Origin of the sequence: Amycolatopsis orientalis DSM 43388, assembly GCF_000411975.1 — a bacterium.
Classification (GTDB): domain Bacteria; phylum Actinomycetota; class Actinomycetes; order Mycobacteriales; family Pseudonocardiaceae; genus Amycolatopsis; species Amycolatopsis orientalis_D.
The window spans coordinates 97803-117583 of sequence record NZ_ASXG01000079.1 but is presented as its reverse complement, the minus strand read 5'-3'; the positions used below and the strand labels follow the sequence as shown (position 1 = coordinate 117583).

At 71.0% G+C, this 19781-nt stretch carries 18 protein-coding genes and 1 tRNA gene; 10 read left to right on the top strand and 9 right to left on the bottom strand.

Annotated elements, in window-relative coordinates; translation table 11 throughout:
* Window positions 1-46: 46 nt before the first annotated feature.
* The 3 genes from L942_RS16160 to L942_RS16150 are packed head-to-tail and all read right to left on the bottom strand — an operon-like array spanning window position 47 to window position 2460.
* Window positions 47-1012, bottom strand: a complete 966-nt coding sequence (locus L942_RS16160; protein WP_235079177.1) for a LysR substrate-binding domain-containing protein — start codon at window positions 1010-1012, stop codon at window positions 47-49.
* Window positions 1013-1066: 54 nt separating this feature from the next.
* Window positions 1067-1939 (bottom strand): alpha/beta hydrolase family protein, encoded by an 873-nt coding sequence (locus tag L942_RS16155; protein WP_037360935.1) that lies wholly within the window; start codon window positions 1937-1939, stop codon window positions 1067-1069.
* A complete protein-coding gene (locus L942_RS16150; protein WP_037360933.1) occupies window positions 1939-2460 on the bottom strand; it encodes a YiiD C-terminal domain-containing protein in 522 nt (173 codons plus the stop codon). The genes L942_RS16155 and L942_RS16150 overlap by 1 nt, the downstream gene beginning before the upstream one ends.
* Before the next feature lie 117 nt (window positions 2461-2577).
* Here L942_RS16150 and L942_RS16145 point away from each other — a divergent pair, with 117 nt between their 5' ends.
* Genes L942_RS16145 through L942_RS16110 form a run of 8 tightly spaced genes read left to right on the top strand, consistent with a single transcriptional unit; the run spans window position 2578 to window position 10843 of the window.
* Window positions 2578-3597, top strand: a complete 1020-nt coding sequence (locus tag L942_RS16145) for an acyl-CoA desaturase (RefSeq protein WP_235079174.1) — start codon at window positions 2578-2580, stop codon at window positions 3595-3597.
* Between the two features lie 11 nt (window positions 3598-3608).
* Window positions 3609-3869 carry an acyl carrier protein gene (locus L942_RS16140; protein ID WP_051166013.1) on the top strand — a complete coding sequence of 87 codons (261 nt, stop codon included), beginning with the start codon at window positions 3609-3611 and terminating at the stop codon, window positions 3867-3869.
* Window positions 3866-4738, top strand: coding sequence for an SAM-dependent methyltransferase (locus L942_RS16135; RefSeq protein ID WP_037360928.1), 873 nt, complete (start codon window positions 3866-3868; stop codon window positions 4736-4738). The genes L942_RS16140 and L942_RS16135 overlap by 4 nt, the downstream gene beginning before the upstream one ends.
* Window positions 4735-5961, top strand: coding sequence for a cytochrome P450 (locus tag L942_RS16130; RefSeq protein ID WP_037360925.1), 1227 nt, complete (start codon window positions 4735-4737; stop codon window positions 5959-5961). Before L942_RS16135 ends, L942_RS16130 begins: the two co-directional genes overlap by 4 nt.
* Window positions 5958-6695: a thioesterase II family protein gene (locus L942_RS16125; RefSeq protein WP_037360924.1), complete on the top strand. Its 738-nt coding sequence runs from the start codon at window positions 5958-5960 to the stop codon at window positions 6693-6695. Before L942_RS16130 ends, L942_RS16125 begins: the two co-directional genes overlap by 4 nt.
* Window positions 6695-8821 (top strand): AMP-binding protein, encoded by a 2127-nt coding sequence (locus L942_RS44920; RefSeq protein WP_037360922.1) that lies wholly within the window; start codon window positions 6695-6697, stop codon window positions 8819-8821. The genes L942_RS16125 and L942_RS44920 overlap by 1 nt, the downstream gene beginning before the upstream one ends.
* A 3-nt stretch (window positions 8822-8824) precedes the next feature.
* Entirely contained in the window at window positions 8825-10036 is a 1212-nt protein-coding gene (locus L942_RS44915; protein ID WP_037360921.1) for a cytochrome P450, read from the top strand.
* A gap of 9 nt (window positions 10037-10045) precedes the next feature.
* Window positions 10046-10843 (top strand): alpha/beta fold hydrolase, encoded by a 798-nt coding sequence (locus L942_RS16110; RefSeq protein ID WP_037360919.1) that lies wholly within the window; start codon window positions 10046-10048, stop codon window positions 10841-10843.
* Between the two features lie 2 nt (window positions 10844-10845).
* On the opposite strand, the gene L942_RS16105 is transcribed toward L942_RS16110, so the two are convergent.
* Window positions 10846-11781, bottom strand: coding sequence for a LysR family transcriptional regulator (locus L942_RS16105; RefSeq protein ID WP_037361055.1), 936 nt, complete (start codon window positions 11779-11781; stop codon window positions 10846-10848).
* A gap of 710 nt (window positions 11782-12491) precedes the next feature.
* Window positions 12492-12989: a DUF1059 domain-containing protein gene (locus L942_RS16095; RefSeq protein ID WP_037360914.1), complete on the bottom strand. Its 498-nt coding sequence runs from the start codon at window positions 12987-12989 to the stop codon at window positions 12492-12494.
* Between the two features lie 317 nt (window positions 12990-13306).
* Between L942_RS16095 and L942_RS44305 the strand changes: the two genes are divergently transcribed.
* Window positions 13307-13756: a MarR family transcriptional regulator gene (locus L942_RS44305; protein ID WP_051166012.1), complete on the top strand. Its 450-nt coding sequence runs from the start codon at window positions 13307-13309 to the stop codon at window positions 13754-13756.
* Window positions 13757-14355: 599 nt separating this feature from the next.
* Here the strand turns inward: L942_RS44305 and L942_RS16085 are convergent.
* The 4 genes from L942_RS16085 to L942_RS16070 form a co-directional block, all read right to left on the bottom strand.
* On the bottom strand, window positions 14356-15297 hold the full coding sequence (locus tag L942_RS16085) for a S1C family serine protease (RefSeq protein WP_037360911.1): 942 nt from the start codon (window positions 15295-15297) through the stop codon (window positions 14356-14358).
* Window positions 15298-15885: 588 nt separating this feature from the next.
* Window positions 15886-15959, bottom strand: a tRNA-Pro gene (locus tag L942_RS16080).
* Window positions 15960-16158: 199 nt separating this feature from the next.
* Complete coding sequence (locus L942_RS16075; protein WP_037360908.1) at window positions 16159-16929, bottom strand: enoyl-CoA hydratase/isomerase family protein; 771 nt, start codon at window positions 16927-16929, stop codon at window positions 16159-16161.
* Window positions 16926-17816: a PaaX family transcriptional regulator gene (locus L942_RS16070; RefSeq protein WP_081655090.1), complete on the bottom strand. Its 891-nt coding sequence runs from the start codon at window positions 17814-17816 to the stop codon at window positions 16926-16928. Before L942_RS16070 ends, L942_RS16075 begins: the two co-directional genes overlap by 4 nt.
* A 121-nt stretch (window positions 17817-17937) precedes the next feature.
* Here L942_RS16070 and L942_RS16065 point away from each other — a divergent pair, with 121 nt between their 5' ends.
* Entirely contained in the window at window positions 17938-19575 is a 1638-nt protein-coding gene (locus tag L942_RS16065; protein ID WP_037360905.1) for an ABC-F family ATP-binding cassette domain-containing protein, read from the top strand.
* The last annotated feature ends 206 nt before the right edge of the window (window positions 19576-19781 follow it).

Sequence of the window (19781 nt, the reverse complement as noted above, 5' to 3'; positions counted from 1 at the left end):
TTCTTCGCCCCGCGCCGGACCCCGGTCAACGCGGTCCGGCCGGAACTCATGACCTGATTGACTTGCGTAATGGCGGACTGGAAAACGGTCCCGCGGCGTCGAGGCATTCGAGAAACGAATCGCGCACCCGGTCGTCCTCGTCGTCGCGCCACACGACGTACAGATCGACGGTGGGAACCGGGTCGTAGAGCGGAATCGCGACCGTGCGCGCGCCGCCCGCCACCGCGCCCGCGAGCATCGCGCGGGAAATAGACGCGAAACCGACGAGCGATCTCGCGGTCACCAGGATTTCCGTCGTGGCGGGGTGGTCGATTTCGTGGACCACGTCCAGCCCGATGCCCGCCTCGTCGGCGGCGCCCACGATCGCGTCGTACATCGCCGGGCACAGGTCGCGTTCGAACAGCACGCACGGCTGCCCGGCCAATTCGGCGAACGGCACGCCGGGCCGCCCGGCCCACTTGTGGCGCTGCCGCACGACCGCCACGAGCGACTGCCGCATCAGCCGCCGGTAGCGGAACTTCGCCGTGGCCGGGCGGCCGTAGACGAGCGCGACGTCGATCTCGCCGTTTTCGAGGGCGCGCAGCTGCGGGCCGGTGCGCTTCTCCTCGAGCACCACCGAGACCTCGGGGAAGCCGGCCTGCATCTTCTCCAGCACCGGCGGCAGCACGTGCTGGGCCGCCGGGAAGTTGTAGCCGACGCGGACCGTGCCCGACCGCCCGGCCGCGGCTTCCCGCGCCGAGCGCCGGGCGAGGTCCACCTGCCGCACCAGCTCCCGCGCCTCGACCTCGAACGCCGCGCCGGCCCGCGTGAGCCGCACCTCGTGGGTGGTCCGCGCGACCAGCTCGACGCCGAGGGTGCGTTCCAGGCGCTGCAGCTGCTGGCTCAGCGAGGGCTGGGTGAGGTGCAGCTTCGCGGCGGCGCGGCCGAAGTGCAGTTCGTCCGCGATCGCCAGGAAGGCCAGCACATGCCGGTACTCCACCGCCACCACCTCCGCCCGCACGGCGCGGTCCATAGTCGTCCGCCAAGGCGAACGAGCCGTGAACCGCACGGGCGTTTGTGGCCTATGTCACCCGGGAACCTTGCCCGAGGTCATCCAGGCGGCCACCGCCGGGCCGACCAGGTCGCTGTCCTTCACCCAGGAGGCGTGGCCGAGGTGCTTGAGCCCCGACGATCCGTCGATGTGCCAGCGCGCGAGTTTCGCCGACGGCATCCGCTCGCACAGGAACCGCACCGTCGACTCGGGACCGAGCGGGTCCTTGTCCAGCGAGACGGCGAGCACGGGCAGGGCGAGCCCGGCGAGCAACCGGTCGTAGTCGCGAGCGGTGCCGCGCGGGCGGTAGCGTCCGGTGCGCGCGTGGCGCACCCAATCGGCCATCACCCCGCCGGTCATCGGGCCGATCCCGCCGCCGCCGGGCCAGTTTCCGCGCACCCGGCACACGAGCCCGACCCACTGGGTGGTGGCGAGGATCGACAGCCGCCGCGGCGCCGGGAACGAGCGCCAGTAGACGGATCCGGTGCCGATGGTGGTCACGCTCGCGACGCCCTCGGGCTCGGCCGCGGCGTGAAGCAACGCCAGCTGCCCGCCGACGCTGTGGCCGAACAGGTGCAGCGGCGCCTGCGGGAAGCGGGCCCGCAGAGCCGCGGCGACTGCCGGCAGGTCCACCTCAAGCAGCTCGCGGTAGCCGAAACCCGGGCCCTCGCCCAGCTTCGGCTCGCTGTCGCCTTGCGCGCGCAGATCGGCGACCGCCGCGGTGAGTCCGGCGGCGTGCAGGGCCTTCAGCAGCGGAAGGTAGAACTTCGCCTTGATCGCCATCGCCGGCAGCACGAGCGCCACCGGCGCGGCCGGGTCGGGGTGCGGCAGCAGGCGCAGGGCCAGCCGCGCGCCGTCCGGCGTCTCGACCACGCTCTCCTCGAGCCCGGCCGGAGCTTCGGCAGCCATCACGCCTCCGGTGCGAGAGTGCAGACGTAGTCGAGCTGGACCTTGCCGACCATCGTGCCCGCTTCGTCGTACAGCAGGGCTCGGCCGTCGACGTCCAGCCGCTGCTCGCCTTTCGCCGCGAGCAGCGTCTCCACGTCGCCGCGGTCGATGGTGCCCACCGCGCGGACGCGGCCCGTCGCCGGCTTGCGGAACGCGATCCGCGAATCGCGCAGCACGAACGAGCCGATCGCTCCCAGGCGCGTCGCCATCGCCCCCACGAACGCGCAAGCGCCCGCGACGTCGGCGGCGAGGAACAAGGCCCCGGCGTGGACAGTGCGCAAGTGGTTGCCCAGGTGCGGTTCGTCGGGGATCTCGACGACCGCGCGGTCCGGGCCGAGCTGCGTGACCTCGACCCCGGCGTGCGCGCCGAACGGGATGAGACCGCTGACGATGCGCTGCAGGAGGGCGTAATCCGGGTTGTCCTGGTCGATCGCGGCGAACACGGCTCCGAAGCCCGCGGGGGCCTTCAGCTCAGTAGTCATGGCCCCAGTCCCGCACGATTCGCCGCGCGAACGGCGCGCCATAACCAAAACCAATCGGGCGAACGCACTCCCGTCTCGCCGCTTCGGGCGCCCGCCCGCCGCGGTTAGCCTCGCTCCGTGTCCGCTGAAGAAACCGCGCCGCCCGCACCGGACGCGGCGGTGGAAGACGTGGAATCCCCCGAGTCCGGCGGCCCGCAACGCCCGGGTCCCCGCCGGAAGGTGCTGAGCAGCCCGTACCTGCACAAGTTGCAGCGCCGCCACTTCCTGTTGTTCGACATCCTGCCGATCGTCGGCACCGCGGGCGCGTTCGCGTTCCTCGCCGTGCATCCGCTCCGGATCAGCGACGTCGTGCTGCTGTTCGCGATGTGGCTGCTGACCGGGCTCGCGATCACGGCCGGCTACCACCGGCTGTTCACCCACCGCACGTTCAAGGCGACCCGGTCGGTGACCGTCGTGCTCGCGGTGCTCGGCTCGATGGCCGGGCAGGGCTCGGTGATCTCGTGGGTCGCGCTGCACCGCCGCCACCACGAGTGCAGCGACCGCGAAGGCGACCCGCACTCGCCGAACCTCTCCGGCAGCGGCTTCGCCGGCCGCCTCAAAGGACTCGCGCATTCGCATTTCCTGTGGATGCGCCGCCACGAGTACCCCAACATCGTCCACTACGCGCCGGACCTGCTGAAGAACCAGCCGCTCGTGCGGGTCGCCCGCCTCTACTACTACTGGGTCGTGCTGGGGCTGCTGCTCCCCGCGCTCGTCGGGGGCCTCGTCACGATGAGCTGGACCGGCGCGGCGAGCGGCCTGCTGTGGGGCGGGTTCGTGCGGATCTTCCTGCTGGAGCACATCGTCTGGGCGATCAACTCGTTCCTGCACATGTTCGGCACCCGGCCCTACGAATCGCGCGAGAACAGCCGCAACGGCGGCGTCTTCGCCCTGATCACCCTCGGCGAGGCCTGGCACAACAACCACCACGCCTTCCCGGACTCGCCGTCGTTCGGCCTCGACTGGTACCGGCTCGACCCCGGGTTCTGGCTGATCCGGCTGCTGGCCGCGGCCGGCCTCGCCTGGGACCTGAAACTGCCCGACGAAGACCGCCGCGCGGCCAAGCGGATTCCCGTGTCCGCCGCGACCCGAGCATGAGGACGACCGAAATGGACCACAGCGAAGACGCGATCCTGCGGTTCTGCCGCCGCTACGTGGCCGACCTGCTGGAGATCGCCGTGGATTCGGTGGACCCCGACGCCGATTTCGACCGGCTCGGCATCGACTCCGCCATCGCCGTCGCACTGCTGACCGAGGTCGAGGAGCACTACGACGTCGACCTGCCGCCGGAGACGCTGTTCGAGAACCCGAGCCTGCGCGCGGTCGCCGCTTACCTGCACGACCGGCTGCGCGAGCGCGTCGCGCCGTGAACGCGCCGACGGCACAACGAGCGGCCGGCGCGATCAGCCACCACTACGACGTCGGCAACGAGTTCTTCGCGCTGTGGCTCGACGAATCGCTCACGTATTCCTGCGCGCTGCGGAAAACCGAGGACGACTCGCTCGAGGAAGCGCAGGAACACAAGCTCGCCTACCACCTGGACGCGATCGGCGCCGCCGGGGCCGCCAGCGTGCTCGACATCGGCTGCGGCTGGGGTTCGATCCTGCAGCGGCTCACCGAAACCCATCACGTCCCGCGCGCTGTCGGTCTCACGCTGTCCCGGCGGCAGGCGGAGTTCGTTGCCGCCCAGGAGTATCCGGGCGCGGAGGTGCTGCTGGAAAGCTGGACAGACTACGAACCCGGCAGCCGGTTCGACGGGATCGTGTCGATCGGCGCGTTCGAGCATTTCGCCCGCCCCGACGACCCTCCGGCGGAGAAGATCCGCGTCTACCGGCACTTCTTCAGCCGCTGCCGCGACTGGCTCGCGCCCGGCGGGGTGCTCTCGCTGCAGACCATCGCCTACGCCGACATGTCCCGCCAGGACGCGAGCGAGTTCATGCAGCAGGACGTCTTCCCCGACGCCGATCTCCCGACACTCGCGGAAATCGCCGCCGCGGCCGAAGGCCTGTTCGAACTTCGCTCGATGCACAACGGCCGGCTGGACTACGCGTGGACGTGCGGGCAGTGGGCGAAGCGGCTGCGGGCCCGCCGCGAGGAGGCCGTCGCCCTCGTCGGACCCGACATCGTCGCGCGCTACGAGCGCTACCTCAAGCTGTCGGCGCTCGGCTTCCGGATGGGCAAGATCGGGCTGCTCCGGCTCGTGCTCGCCCCCTACGGCGACGGGCATTTCACGCGATGAGCACGGCGATCCGGTTCAACCCGCTGGGCGCGGACTTCCGGGCGGACCCGTACCCGCAGTACCGGCTGCTGCGCGAAACCCGGCCGGTGCACAAAACCCTCGGCATGTGGGTGCTCACGCGGCACGCCGACGTGCAGGCCGTGCTGCGCGACCGCACGTTCAGCGCGGACCTCATCCCGCAGCTCGTGCGCAAGCAGGCCGGGCGGGTGTCCGGGCGCGACGTCGGGCGGATCGAGCGCCTGGGGCGCAAATCGCTGGTGTTCACCGACAATCCCGAGCACGCCCGCCTGCGCGGCCTGGTGAACCGCGTTTTCACCGCGCAGGCGGTGGCGGCGCTGCGGCCGTCGGCGGAGAAGATCGCCGGGGAACTGCTCGACCGCGCGCTGGCCGCCGGCGGCATGGACGCCATCGCCGGGTTCGCCGCGCCGCTGCCGGTCGCCGTGTTGTCGGAGTGGATGGCGCTGCCGCCCTCGCTGCGCGAGCACGTCGGCCAATGGACCCACGACATCCGCTTCCTGCTCGAACCCGGCCTCATGCGCGGGGGCGATTTCGCGCACGTGTGCGACGTCGTCGAGGACTTCGTGGCGGCGCTGACCGAAGTTCTCGACGCTCGCCGCGCGCATCCCGGCGACGACCTCGTCAGCCGTCTGCTCGCGGCCGAAACCGGCGGCGGCGATCGGCTGGCCGACGAGGAGGTCGTCTTCGTCTGCATGATGTGCTTCGTCGCGGGCAACGAGACCACGAAGTCGTTGATCGGCAACGGTTTGCTGGCGCTGCTGCACCGCCCCGGCGAGACGGAGCGGTTGCGCGCCCGGCCGGAACTGGTGCCCGCGGCGGTGCAGGAAATGCTCCGCTACGACTGCCCGCTCCAGCTCACCAAACGCCTCGCCACCCGCGAGGTCGAGATCGGCGGCCAGCTGGTGCGCGAGGGCGACCAGGTGCTGCTGTGCCTCGGCGCGGCCAATCGCGACCCGGAGGTGTTTTCCCGGCCGGACGAGCTCGACATCGCCCGGGACGCCCACGGCCACCTCGCGTTCGGCCACGGCATGCACGGTTGCCTCGGCGGCCTGCTCGCCGAACTGCAAACCGAAATCGCGTTCGAACAACTGCTGCTGCGCACCGACCGTCTGGACCTCGGGGATTCCGACGTCCAGTACCAGGACCACAGCTATATCGTCCGCGGGCCGCGAAAGCTGCCGGTGTCCTTCGGGGCGGGCGCATGACGGCGATCGCGAATCCGCCCTGGCTCCGCTGGTCCGGCCCGCCGACGAACCCGCTCCTGCTGTGCTTTCCGCACGCCGGAGCCGGTGCCGCGTCGTTCGCGCGCTGGCCGGAGCTGTTCGCCCCGGGCATCACGACCGTCCGCGTGCAACTGCCCGGACGCGAGGACGCCGCCGCCCAGCCGCCGTTGCGCCGGCTCGACGAGGCAGTCGGCGGACTGCTCCCCCAGGTCCTCGCCCTCGGCACCAGCCCGGTCGCCCTGTACGGGCACAGCATGGGCGCGTTGCTCGCGTTCGAACTCGCCCGCGCGCTCTCGGCCGCGGGCCGGGCCCCAGCGCACCTGTTCGTCTCCGGCCGCCGGGCGCCGCACCTGGCCGCGTGCAAACCGCCGATCCACCGGCTCCCCGATAACGAATTCGCCGAGGCGCTCGCCGGCCTCGGCATGCCGAGCGCGATGCAGGCCAGCCCGGCGTTCCGCCGCTATGCTTTCCCGCTCATCCGCGCGGACCTCGCCCTGTCCGAGGACTGCCCGCCCGAGCCCGAACCGCGGCTGACGTGTCCGGTCACCGTTTTCGCCGGCACCGAGGACCCGATCGTCGAAGCCGACCAGGTGGCGGCGTGGCAGGCGGTCACCACCGGGCCGTTCGACACCCGCGCGTTCTCCGGCGGCCATTTCTTCCACCAGCACCACCGGGCCGCCATCGCGGCGCGGATCACCGAGGCACTGGAGCGCTGATGCTGCTGCCCGAAGTCCTGCGCGACCGCGCCGCCAGGGAGCCGGACCGGCGGGCCTACGTGTTCGTGAACGAGAACGGCGACGAGACAGCGGACCTGAGCTATGCGGCATTGCATCGGCGCGCGCTCGCCGTCGCCGCGGAACTGAGCCGGGTCTGCGCACCCGGTGACCGTGCGCTCCTGCTCTTCCCGCAATGCCTCGACTTCATCGTCGCCTACTTCGGCTGCCTCTACGCAGGTGCAGTGGCGGTGCCGGTGAACCCGCCGCGGCGCAACCGGGTGCAGGACGCCACGCGCAGCATCGTCCAGGACTGCGAACCCGCCGCCGTGCTCACGCTCTCCACGCTCGCGCCGCTGAAGTCCGAAGTGGACGGTCTGGTGGGCGGGCTCGCGTGGCTCGCCGTCGACGAACTCCCGGACGCGGACTTCACGCCGGTCGAAGCCACCCCGGACACGCTGGCGTTCCTTCAGTACACGTCCGGCTCGACCTCGGCACCGAAGGGCGTCATGGTCTCGCACGGCAATCTGGTGGCCAACGAGGAGATGATCCGCCACGGGTTCGGCCATGACGAGAAGTCCACTGTGGTCGGCTGGGCCCCGTTCTTCCACGACCAAGGCCTCATCGGCAATGTGCTGCAGCCCCTGTACGTCGGCGCGACCGCCGTTCTCCTGTCCCCCAGCGCGTTCATCCGCCGGCCCGCGCTGTGGCTTTCGACGATCTCCCGCTACCGCGCCCACACGAGCGGCGGCCCGAACTTCGCGTATGACGCGTGTGTCGCACAAGCAGAACGCTCCGGCGTGCCGGACGGCCTCGACCTGTCCAGCTGGCGAGTCGCGTTCAACGGAGCCGAGCCGATTCGCCCCGAGACGCTGCGGCGGTTCTCGGACACCTTCGCGCCGGCCGGATTCCGGGCTTCGGCGTTCTACCCGTGCTACGGACTGGCCGAGGCGACGCTGATCGTGACCGGCAGCCGCAAGGGCCGCGGCCCGCGCACGGTGACCGCCGACGTCGACGATCTCGCGAACGGCAAGCTCACCGAGCACCCCGGCGGACGCGCGCTGGCCGGCGCCGGCACCGTGCTGCCGGGAGCGGACGTGCGGATCGTCGATCCGGTGACGCGGATTCCCTGCCAGCCAGGGGAAGTCGGCGAGATCTGGGTGGCGGGCGACCACGTGGCCCAGGGCTACTGGAAGCAGCCGGAGGCGACCGACGAGACGTTCCGCGCGCGCTGTGCCGGCTCCGGCCGCGACTTCCTCCGCACCGGCGACCTCGGCGTCCTGGCCGGCGGGGAACTGTACGTCGCGGGCCGCCGCAAAGACCTGATCATCCTGCGCGGTCGCAACCACTACCCGCACGACCTCGAGCGCACCGCCGAATCGGCGCATCCGGCCGTGCGCCGCGGGTCGGTCGCCGCGTTCGCCGTGCCCGGGACCGAAACCGAGAAGCTCGTGCTCGTCGCGGAGATCCAGCGCGACCACCGCCACGACGCGCGCCCGGCCGACGTCGCCGGCGCGATCCGGGCCGCCGTCGTCGCCGAGCACGACCTGGCCCTCGGCGACCTCGTGCTCGTCCGGCACGGCCAGCTCGAGAAAACGAGCAGCGGCAAGATCCGACGCGCCGCGGCCAGAACCCGTTACCTCGCCGGCGATTTCATCCGATGGCCACAGGATCCCGAAAGGACGCAACCGGTGACCGCACCCAACTCCGACTTCGCACAGGCCGTGACCGACGTGGTGCTGAGCATGCCCGCCGCGAAGCACCTCGGTTTCTCCTTCGGCCGGATCGAACCCGGCACGGCCGAGATCATTCAGCCGTGGCGCGAGGAACTTTCCCAGCACAGCGGGTTCTTCCAGGGCGGCGTGCTCGGCTCGCTCGCCGACTTCGCCGCCGGGTCCGCTGCCGGAACTCTGCTGCCCGCGGGCTGGGTCAACATGACGGTGGACTACACCGTGAAGCTCCTCGCGCCCGCGAAAGGCGAGAAAGTGATCGCGCGTGGCCGGACCGTCAAAGCCGGCCACACGACGACCGTCGCCGCGGCAGACCTCTACTCCGTGACCGACGGCGAGGAAACGCTGTGCGCGACAGCGCTGGTGACCATGCGCAACATCAAGCTCCCGCAGGACTGAGCCGTGCCGGGCAGCGCGTACGTCTTCGACCTGTTCGCCGACGGGTTCGCCGAGAACCCCTACCCGCACTACGCCGAGCTGCGCGAAACCGCGCCCGCGCACGAGCACCCGCTCGGGTTCTGGCTGCTCTCGCGCTACGCCGACGTGACGCGACTGCAGCGCGACAGCCATTCCGTCGACGAGGAGCATCTCTCCCGGCTGCCGAGCTGGAAAAGCGACTCGGGCACGCTCGGCAAGGAGAACCGGATGATGCGCGGCCTCGCGTTGCTGGACCGCGACCCGCCCGACCACACCCGGCTGCGCCGCCTCGTCTCGCAGGCGTTCACGCGGCGCGCCGTCGAGGCGCTCGAACCGAGGATCACCGAACTGGTCGGCGAAGCACTCGACCGGATCGCCGGCGCGGGCGTGGCGGATGTGGTCGCCGAGCTCGCTTTCCCGCTGCCGTTCACGGTGATCTCCGAACTCCTCGGCATCCCGCGAGTCGAGCACGACCGGCTGCGCGACCTCACCGGAACGCTCGCGCTCGGTCTGGAACCGCTGGCCTCGCCGGACCTGCAAAGCCGCACGCGCGAGGCCAGCCGCGATCTCGAAGCCATGGTCGCCGACCTCGTGGACTGGAAACGCGGCCGGCGCGACGACGACCTGCTCGCCGCGCTGCTCGCCGCCGAACACGACGGCGACGTGCTGAGCCGGGACGAACTCGTCGCCCAGGTCGCGTTCCTCTACGTCGCGGGCCACGAAACCACCGTCAACCTCATCTCCGGCGGAATCCTCGCGCTGCTGCGCCACCCCGCGCAGTACTCCCTGTTGCGCGGGGAGCCCGCGCTCGTGGCCAACGCCGTCGAAGAGTTGGTCCGCTACGACACCCCGGTGCAGCTCATGCGACGCATCACTCTCGAGCCGGTTTCGGTGCGCGGCTCGGTGATCCCCGCCGGCAGCTGGGTCGTCGCGTGCCTCGCCGCGGCCAACCGCGACCCGGAATTCTGGGGATCCGATGCCGACGAGCTGCGGATCGACCGCGACAACGCGCACCGCAACGTCTCCTTCGGGGCCGGCGTGCACCACTGCGTCGGCGCCGCGCTCGCCCGGCTCGAAGCCCGGATCGCCTTCGAACGGTTCGCCCAGCGGTTCGCCGCGCCCGAACTCCAAGGGGTGCGCTGGAACGGCCGGATCAACGTCCGCGGCCCGGCTTCGCTGTCGGTCGCGGTGCACTAGGAGCGAAGCATGCCGACCATCGAGCGCGACGGCGCCACCATCGCCTACACCGACACCGCCACGCCGGACGCCCCGGTGATCGTCTTCGGACACGGACTGCTGTTCAGCGGCTGGATGTTCCATCCCCAGATCGCGGCCCTGCGCGACCGGTACCGCTGCGTGACGATCGACTGGCGCGGCCAGGGCGAGAGTCCGCCCGCACCCGGCGGCTACGACATGGACACGTTGACCGCCGACGCCGTCGCGCTGATCCGCGAACTCGGCGTCGCACCGGTGCACTGGGTCGGTCTGTCGATGGGCGGCTTCGTCGGGCTGCGGCTCGCCGCCCGGCACCCCGAGCTGGTGCGGTCGCTCGTGCTTCTCGACACCAGCGCCCGCGCCGAAGAAGCGGCGAAGTCGCGGCGGAACCGGCTCCTCACCCGCGTGCAGCAGCTGGCCGGCATCAAAGCCGTGCTGGGCAAGGTGAAACCGATCCTGTTCGGCCCGGCCTTCCTCGCCGACCCGGCCGCGCGGCCGGTGCTCGACGAATGGGTCCGCCGCCTCGTCCGGGTCGACCGGTCCGGGCTGCGCCAAGCCGTCCTCGGAGTGAGCGGACGCGCGCCGGTCACCGCCGAACTCGAAGCGATCACCGCGAAAACCCTCGTCGTGGTCGGCGCCGACGACACCGCTACCCCGCCCGCCGAGGCCGAGGACCTGGCCGCCGGCATCCCGAACGCCACGCTGCGCGTGCTGGCGGACTGCGGGCACACCAGCACGCTCGAACAGCCCGCCGCCGTGACCGGTCTGCTCGAAGAGTTTCTCGCCTGACGTCAGGCGATCCGGGCCTCCGGACGCGCCGGGGCCCGGAACGGACCGGCCTCCTCGAGACAATCGAGAAACACTGACCGCGCGGGATGCGCTTCGTCGCCGTCGCGCCACACCGCGTACAAGTCGATCGTCGGCACCGGGTCGTAAAGCTGCACCCACGCAGGCCGCATGCCGCCCGCCGTCGCCCCGCCGAAAAGGCCGCGCGACACCGACGCGAACCCGATCAGCGGCTTGACCGACACGAGAACCCCGGTCGCCACCGGGTCGTCGACGACCTGGGCCACGGTGAGCCGGACCCCGGCCTGCTCGGCCGCCGTCGTGATCGCGTCGTACATCGCCGGGCACTTGTCGCGGGTGAAGAGAATGCACGCCTGCCGGCCCACCTCCGAGAACGGCACCCCCGGTCTGCCCGCCCACCGGTGCCGCTGCCCGACGACCGCGACCATCGGCAGGCTCATCAGGTGCCGGTGCCGGAACTCGCTCGTCACCGGATGCCCGTAGACGAGCGCGACGTCCAGCTCCCCGCCGGCCAGCGCGGCCAGCTGCGCGCCAGTGCGCTTCTCCTCCAGCCGTACCGTCAAGCCGGGATGCTCCCGGTGCATGCGCGCCATCGTCGGGGGAAGCACATGCTGCCCAGCCGGGAAGTTGTACCCGACGCGGACCGTGCCAGTGCGCCCGGCGGCGGCCTCGCGCGCCGAATACGCCGCTTTGTCCGCCTGCGCCATGATCGCACGCGCCTCGACCTCGAACGCCCGGCCCGCCGACGTCAGCCTGACCTCGTGCGACGTCCGGTCGACCAGCTGGACGTCGAGCGTGCGCTCGAGCCGCTGCAACTGCTGGCTCAGCGACGGCTGAGTGCGATGCAACCTCGCCGCGGCCCGTCCGAAGTGCAGCTCCTCGGCGACCGCGAGAAAACCCTCCAGATGCCTGAACTCCACGCTCCACACCTCCGCCCGGTTGTGTCGGCCAGCCTCGTCCAGCACCGCGAACAGCCGGTGAACCTGCGCTGCAGGCAGCGAGTCGGCCCGATTAGATGCTGGTGCGACCTGCGAGTGCTCCCGCGAGCGGCACCGGCCGCCAGCTGGCGCCTGGGCCAGAGCGGCGAGTGGTGTGCGGTTTATCGTCGGCGCGGAGGCTTGCTGGTCCCGCTTCTCGATGCGGGAGCGCCGGATATTGCTGGTCTGCCCGGCTACTCGGGCACGATCTCCGAGCAGATCTCGAGGAACTCCGGCTCGGTGAGCTCGACCCCCGGCGGGAGATTCGGTTTGATGGCCTCGTTCAGCCACGCGAGGTGCGGCTCCCGGGATTCCCAGACCTCGGCGACGCACTAGCCGCCCTCGGCAGGACCGCTGGCGGGGTAGCGGAACCCGTTGCTTTCCTGAGCTGGCCTCCGACCCCGGCGGCGACCATGCCGTCTGCCATGTCGCGGGTCATGCCCTTGGCCTCGTCGATCACCAGAGCCGTTATCGTCAGCCGCCTTTGCTGATGTCTTGTGCGGTGTGCCGCGCGGACGCGAACAGCCGGAACTGACGCGTGCCTCCGCCTGACAGCGGAGGCACGCGCAGGGCTGCACCGGCATGACGATCCGGTGGCATCGCGGGCCCGGTCGGCCAGATTCGGTGTTCCCGACCGCCGCTTTCCTGCTGGCTCAGGGTGTTTCGGCGCGGACCACGTCGAGGTTGCGGAACGTCGGCGCGCCGTCGGCGAACTCGCTCATCTGGGCGGCGATCCGGCTGGTGGCGGGATGCTTGGAGTTGGTCATGGCGTCCTCGTAGCTCGGGAACTCCACGATCTCCACGAACCGGCCGGGGTCGTCGCGGTCGGCCCCGACCAGGAACCAGCCGGCGGTGCGCTCCGCGCCGATCTCGCGTTTCCACTCTTCGGCCAGTTCGTCGAACCGGCTCAACCGGTCGGGATCCGCGCGGAACTCGATGAACTGCACGAACCCGCCCGGCGCGGTCGCCGAGGGCGCGTCCCGCAACTGGCCGCGGATCGCGGCGCGCAGTTCCTCGTCGTCGGTGTGGCCGTGGACCGCGGCGGCGTGCGCGGCGGCAGCGGCGACCACCTCCTCTTCCTCGCCGGTGATGGCGAGCGTGCAGCCGACGTCGCTGGGCATGTCACGGCAGTCGACGATCTTTCGGGTCATCTGGCACCTCCCCGAGGTGTGGTTGCGCCGGCCGCCGCCCGGAGGACGGCCGGATGTTGGCGTTGCGGTGGAACAGGTTCTGGGGGTCGCAGGCGGCGCGGACCCGGTCGAGGCCGGGCCCCAGGCAGCCTCGCCCCGTGCAGGAGAGCCGACGGGCGGATTCGGCTGTTCCCTCGCCTCGCGGAACCGCAGTCCCCCAGCGAAATTTCGGGCGTCGCCGCGCCAGCTGCCGCCACGCGTGGCGACCTCGTCACCCGGCCACGATAGCACGGTTTCCTAGCAATCAGGCAACCATGAAACATGGTAACCTAGAGAATATGGCACAACACCCAGAGTTCACCCGCGCCGTGCGCGACCTCGTGCTCGCCGGAGAACGGTTCCGGGCCCGCGCGGGCCGCCGCCACGGGCTCAGCTCGACTGCGCTCACCACGCTGGCCTCCCTCCATCTGGACGGCCCGCAGAGCCCGTCCGAACTCGCCGCGCGCCTGGAGATCACCACCGCCTCGACGACCGAACTGCTGGACAAGCTCGCCGGGCTCGGCTTGATCGCGCGCCAGCCGCACCCGCGCGACCGGCGCATGCTGCGCATCGAACTCACCGACGCCGGCACCGAGTCGATTGCCGGGATCCTGGACGCCTTCGCCGTCCGGCTCGAGCCGCTCGCGGACCGGCTCGAGCCGCCGCTGCGTGCCGCGGTTCTCGAGTTCGTCCAAGAGGCCCGCCGCAGCCTGCTCGCCCCCGAACCAGAGGAGAACGCCGCCTCGTGATCGTGCTTGGGGCGCGTCGCTGCGCAGGCGTCGCACCCCCCCGGCCGCGTCGCAAAGCGAAATCCGGGTGGGATGGTGGACTGTTTGCGCCGCAGCCGGATCGACCGTTTCTCTGCCGTCACAGCGGCCGCAGCGCCGACTCGAGGACAAGCTGCCTGTCCGAAAGCGCTGCCCGGTTCCAGCCGGAAGGGCCGCGCAGGCATCTGATTCCGCCGCAGGAGGAATCATCGCCGACAATCCGATGTCGCTGCCCGAGGTTTTCGGCTCCCGGCACAGAACTGCGCACCGCGCTGATCTATGGCCGACGCACCGGCGACTTCAGCCGCGCCCGACAGATTGCCAACCACCTCGCCGCCGAAGTACGCGAGACACGCCTCTGAACTCTTGCCCTCGAGGCCTCCGACGACGGTCGGGCAGGAGGAGCCCCGCCCTATCACGACATTCCGGTCCGCACCTGGTCGCGCGACACTATTCCGGCGAGTCGGACCTCCGCGGACTCCGGATCCGGCTCACCGCCTGCCTGCACGACCCGGCATACGCCCCGCTTGGATCCTCAGCACAGCCCACGAAACTGTCGCTGGGACATCCCACTCCAGGAGTCAGTCGCTCAACTCGTCCGGCACCGCGACCGCGTCGACCAGGGCGCCGTTGCGCAGCACAGTGACCTCCATCGGCCTCCCGATCGAATCGGAGAACAAGCGCTTCTGCAACGACTGCGCGTCGCCCAGCGGCACGCCGTCGACCGCGAGCACCAAGTCCGCCGCCTTCAGCCCGCTGCGCGCCGCAGGACTGTTCTCGACCACCTCCACGATCCGCAACGCCGTCCGCTGCCCGAACCGATCCGCCTGCACCGGAGTCAACGGCGCGGGCGTACTGACCAGACCCAGGTAGCCGCGCCGCACCCGGCCGTCGTGCATGAGCGCGTGAATGATCCGATCAGTCGTCGCGTTGACCGGCACCGCCAGCCCCAGACCGACCCCGGCGACCGCCGTGCTGATCCCCACCACCCGGCCCCGGCTGTCCGCCAACGCACCACCCGAATTACCAGGATTCAACGCCGCATCGGTCTGGATCACGTCCTCGATCAACCGACCCGCGCGCCGCGTCCGGACCGGCATGCTCCGGCCCAGCGCGCTGACCACACCCGCGGTGACCGTCCCGGCCAGCCCCAGCGGATTGCCCACCGCGACCACCAGCGAACCCACCCGCAACCGGTCCGCATCACCGAACTCCGGCGGCGCCGGCAACGGCCGGTCCGCCCGCACCACCGCCAAATCCGACAACGGATCCCGGCCCACCACCTCGAAACCCGCCACCGTGCCATCCGCGAACTCGGCCGTCCCCCGGTCCCCACCGGCCACCACGTGCGCATTCGTGACCAGATGAGACTCGCCGGTCAGCACCACAGCCGACCCGCCCGACTCGCCCCGCGAAGACCGCACACTCAACGCCGCCACCCGCGGCGTCAACCGCTCAGCCACCGACGTGACGATCGCCGAATAGACATCCATCGCCCCCGCGTCGACCTCGTCGTTCTCCATGACCGCACAACGCCGCCGACCAAGCACCCGATTCCCCAGTTCACCCACGGCGAACCAGCCCCGCCATGCCTGAACAACCCGCCGGTTCCTTCGCGGCACACCATTTGCCGATGCACAGGACCCTCGCGAGCCTCCTCACGCCGCCGTCGGCCAGGGCGTTCATCCGGCAGGTTCCGCGGCAGCTGACCGGCAGCACATGCCCCGAGCTCGTTGCACGAATACCGCATGTCCGGCGAGATTGCCGGGCCTCGAACGGCCACTCCCCGAACCTGCCACCAAACCAGCAGCAGCGAACTCAGTGCCGTTGAGGTACCGACGGACATCCAGCGGTGAACCAGGTCGTGCCAGCGCCGTCCGTACCTCAGCGCGCCTGACACGTTCGGGCGCACCGTTCGCCACCGTCAGGCGACGCGGCGAGTGCTCGCTCAGGCAGCGCTCCCGACCACCGGATTGGCTCAGCATGTTGCACGCTGGTCCGCAAATGGTCCCCAAGCCTGCACACCGGCACTTGGGCGCGAGATCAAACCCGGAAGCAAAAAAGCCGCCCGACCTGGGCTCTCACCCAAGCCAAGCGGCTTGTTCGTCCGGTCGGGCTGACAGGATTTGAACCTGCGACCCCTTGACCCCCAGTCAAGTGCGCTACCAAACTGCGCCACAGCCCGGACTCCGCACTCCCCGAAGAACCCCTCGTGGAGTGCGATGCGATTACTCTAGCGGGTCCGCCAACCGCCCCTGCAACGAGGTCTCCATTACCCTCTGACCAGTGCAAACCCCGCACGACCGGGTCCACGGGGTTCACCAGCGTCAGCGGCGAAGACGAGACAAAACCGCGGACGGAACCAGGGGGCAGCAAACCCGACATCAACGTCCGGTGAACCGAGCCTTCCCCGGTCCTTCGGCGAGGAACGACTTCACCGCGCCCCGCAGGTCCTCGGTGTTGTACAGATCCGCCGCGATCGTCGTGACGTGTTCGTTCGCCTCCGGCACCCCGCCGTGTTCGAAGTGGGCCAGGATCTGCTTCGTCGCGGCGTGCGCCCGGGTCGGTCCTTCGGCCAGCTGACGGGTGAATTCCCGGGCAGCTTCGTCGAAACCCTCGTCCGGCAGCACCCGGTTCACGACGTTCCACCGCTCCAGGGTCGCCGCGTCGAAGGGTTCGCCGGTGAAGACGAACTCCTTCGCCCGCGCCACCCCGGCTCGGGCGGCGAGGCGCTGGGTGCCGCCCATCGTGGGGGTCAGGCCGACGACTTTCTCCACCAACCCGAACTTCGCGCGGGACGAGGCCAGCAGCAGGTCGCAGGCCATCGCGACCTCGAAGGCCCACGTCAAGCACAGGCCGTGCGCGGCGAAAACTGTCGGGAAGGGCAGTGCGGCAAGGCGATCCGGGACCGTCAGCATTTCGTCGAAGAGCACTTTGGCTTCCGCGGCGGAGGGCTGCGCGTCGAAGAGCGCGACGTCGACTCCCCCGCTCACCACGCGGCCCTCGGCGCGGATCAGGAGGGCCCGGGCGGGCGTTTCCTCCAGCGAGCCGATCGCGGCCAGCAGCGCGTCCTGAAGCGGTTTCGTGTACAGGTTGAGCGGCGGCTCGTCGATGGTGAGCACGGCGAGCCCGCCGTCGCGTTCCAGCCTCGTCATGCTTGCTCCTCGTTCGCGGTGAGTTCGTCCCAGTACGCCTGCGCGGCCGGCCGCCATTCCACGTGCTTGCGGTGGAACAGCTCGGCCGCCTTGGTTCCGCTCCAGCTCGCGGGCAGCAGTTCCGCGGGCAGTTGCGGGTCGAGGAACGGGAAGCGCCGCCACTCGTGCACCAGTTCGGTCTGCGCGCGCAGCACCGCTTGCGCACCGGAGGGCGACACGCCGGTGAAGCGGTCGATGAAGTCCTCGTACCGGTCGGTCAGCTCGGACAGGTCCCACGACCTCGCGACCATGCTCTCCTGGTCGCCGATCGCGCCGTACTCCGCGGTGAAGGACATCGCCTGCGCTTCGAGGCCCAGTTCGGCGACGATCTTCTGCGCCTCGGGCTCGCGGCTCGGGTCCGGGCTCACCCAGACGCCCGCCACCGGGGACCCGAACCCGGCCCAGGTCAGGCGCGTGCGCAGGCGGTGCCGCAGGTCGCGTTTCGCTTCCGGGACCGACACGATCAGCATCAGCCAGCGGTTCTCCCACGGGCGCGCGTCGCGGCCGAAGGCGTATATGCGCTCGGCGCCCTCGGTGAGCAGGCGCCTCCCCGGCGGCGTCAGCGACCACCGGACGCGGCGGCCGATGCGTTCGGACACCAGCCAGCCCTCTCCCGCGGACCGGGCCAGCGCCTGCCGCGCGGACTTCTCCTCGATGTCGAGCATGCCGAGGGATTCGACCAGGATCGACGTCCACACCGGACGGTCGCGGGGCAGCACGTACTCGCCCAGCACGGTCATCAGCAGCGACCGCGCGCTGGCGTGGCTCACCTCGCGCCGTCTGCTGACGGTCGGCCGGGGCGCCCGCTGCTTCCCCCGTCCGAACGGGACCGGGGCGGGTTCCGCCATCGCTTTTCACCGACCTCACTGCTCTCGTTGGACCCGGCAACCCGCCCAGAGTACCCACTGGGAGTGACGGAGCCGACACACGGCACGCGGCGCGAGGGCTCCCCGTAAACTCGGCTCCGATATGAGCGCCACACTCGTCGCGAAGGACCTGGCCGCGGGCCACGGTGACCGCGTTCTCTTCTCCGGTCTCGATCTCGTCGTCGCCCCGGGCGAGGTGATCGGCCTGGTCGGCGTGAACGGCGCCGGGAAGTCCACCCTGCTCCGCACCCTCGCCGGGCTGGCCCGCCCGGAATCCGGCGAGATCCGGCTGAACCCGCCGACCGCGACCGTCGGGCACCTGCCGCAGGAACCGGAGCGGCGCGAAGGAGAGTCGGTGCGCGCCTTCCTCGCGCGACGCACCGGAGTCGCCGCCGCGCAAACCGCACTCGACGCCGCGACGGAAGCGCTTGCCGCGGGCGAAGACGGTGCGGACGACGCATACGGCGCCGCGCTGGACCGCTGGCTCGCGCTCGGCGGCGCCGACCTGGACGACCGCGCCGGCGAGGTCGCCGCGGACCTCGGCCTGGCCGTCGACCTCGACCAGCCGATGGTTTCGCTCTCCGGCGGGCAGGCCGCGCGCGCCGGCCTGGCGTCGCTGCTGCTCAGCCGCTACGACATCTTCCTGCTCGACGAGCCGACGAACGACCTCGACCTCGACGGGCTCGCCCGGCTCGAGCGATTCGTCGGCGGACTGCGCGCGGGAACCGTGCTGGTCAGCCACGACCGCGAGTTCCTGGCCCGCACGGTCGACCGCGTCGTCGAACTGGATCTGGCGCAGCAGCAGGTGAAAACGTACGGCGGCGGATACGAGTCCTATTTGGAGGAACGGGCGGTCGCGCGGCGGCACGCGCGCGAGGACTACGAGGAATATGCCACTGCCCGCGCGGCGCTCGAAGCCCGGGCGAGCATGCAGCGCGCGTGGATGGAGAAGGGCGTCAAGAACGCCCGCCGCAAGGCTACCGACAACGACAAGGCCGGGCGCAAATTCCGCAGCGAGGCCACCGAAAAGCAGGCCTCGAAGGCGCGGCAGACGGACCGGATGATCGAGCGGCTCGAGCTCGTCGAGGAACCCCGCAAGGAGTGGGAGCTGCGGATGGAGATCGCCGCGGCTCCGCGCGCGGGCGCGGTGGTCGCGACGCTGCGGGGCGCGGTCGTGCGGCGCGGCGGTTTCACGCTCGGGCCGGTGGATCTGCAGATCGACTGGGCGGACAAGGTCGCCATCACCGGCGCGAACGGCGCGGGCAAATCCACGCTGCTGGCGGCGCTGCTCGGCCGGCTGCCGCTGGACGAGGGCAGCGCCGCGCTCGGGCCGGGCGTGGTGGTCGGCGAGGTCGACCAGGCCCGCCGGCTGTTCCTCGGCGACCTCCCGCTGGCGGAGGCGTTCGCGCACGAGGTGCCGTCCTTCGCCGACGCGGAAGTCCGCACCCTGCTGGCGAAATTCGGGTTGAAGGCCGCGCACGTGCTGCGCCCGGCGGCGACGCTTTCGCCCGGCGAGCGCACCCGCGCGGCACTGGCGTTGCTGCAGGCGCGCGGAGTGAACCTGCTGGTGCTGGACGAGCCGACCAACCACCTGGACCTGCCCGCGATCGAACAGCTCGAGTCCGCTTTGGACAGCTACCCGGGCACGCTGCTGCTGGTCACGCACGACCGCCGGATGCTGGACGCGGTTTCGGTGACGCGAAGGCTGGAAGTGGACGGCGGGAAGGTCGCCGAGCGCTAGGCGGAGACGGGGCCGCGAGAAGGTCGCCGGAGTGTGCCGCCGGCAAGGGACGTTTGAGCACCGGAGACGCGGGCTACGGGGCCGGAGAAGACGTTCGGGGTGCTCGCCGCGCACCCGCTCGGGACGACGGCGACGCCCGTCTCGTCGGGCCGTTGAGGACACCCCAGGCACGGCGCCTGCGGTCCTCCGCGCGGACCCGGAGGACC

Bases quoted from the DNA above. Each gene is read 5' to 3' on its own strand.
- L942_RS16110 (WP_037360919.1), top strand. From the start codon at position 10,046: ATGCCGACCATCGAGCGCGACGGCGCCACCATCGCCTACACCGACACC.
- L942_RS16075 (WP_037360908.1), bottom strand. From the start codon at position 16,929: ATGACGAGGCTGGAACGCGACGGCGGGCTCGCCGTGCTCACCATCGAC.
- L942_RS16150 (WP_037360933.1), bottom strand. From the start codon at position 2,460: ATGACTACTGAGCTGAAGGCCCCCGCGGGCTTCGGAGCCGTGTTCGCC.
- L942_RS44920 (WP_037360922.1), top strand. From the start codon at position 6,695: ATGCTGCTGCCCGAAGTCCTGCGCGACCGCGCCGCCAGGGAGCCGGAC.
- L942_RS44305 (WP_051166012.1), top strand. From the start codon at position 13,307: ATGGCACAACACCCAGAGTTCACCCGCGCCGTGCGCGACCTCGTGCTC.
- L942_RS16070 (WP_081655090.1), bottom strand. From the start codon at position 17,816: ATGGCGGAACCCGCCCCGGTCCCGTTCGGACGGGGGAAGCAGCGGGCG.
- L942_RS16085 (WP_037360911.1), bottom strand. From the start codon at position 15,297: ATGGAGAACGACGAGGTCGACGCGGGGGCGATGGATGTCTATTCGGCG.
- L942_RS16125 (WP_037360924.1), top strand. From the start codon at position 5,958: ATGACGGCGATCGCGAATCCGCCCTGGCTCCGCTGGTCCGGCCCGCCG.
- L942_RS16095 (WP_037360914.1), bottom strand. From the start codon at position 12,989: ATGACCCGAAAGATCGTCGACTGCCGTGACATGCCCAGCGACGTCGGC.
- L942_RS16160 (WP_235079177.1), bottom strand. From the start codon at position 1,012: ATGGACCGCGCCGTGCGGGCGGAGGTGGTGGCGGTGGAGTACCGGCAT.
- L942_RS16065 (WP_037360905.1), top strand. From the start codon at position 17,938: ATGAGCGCCACACTCGTCGCGAAGGACCTGGCCGCGGGCCACGGTGAC.
- L942_RS16155 (WP_037360935.1), bottom strand. From the start codon at position 1,939: ATGGCTGCCGAAGCTCCGGCCGGGCTCGAGGAGAGCGTGGTCGAGACG.
- L942_RS16130 (WP_037360925.1), top strand. From the start codon at position 4,735: ATGAGCACGGCGATCCGGTTCAACCCGCTGGGCGCGGACTTCCGGGCG.
- L942_RS16140 (WP_051166013.1), top strand. From the start codon at position 3,609: ATGGACCACAGCGAAGACGCGATCCTGCGGTTCTGCCGCCGCTACGTG.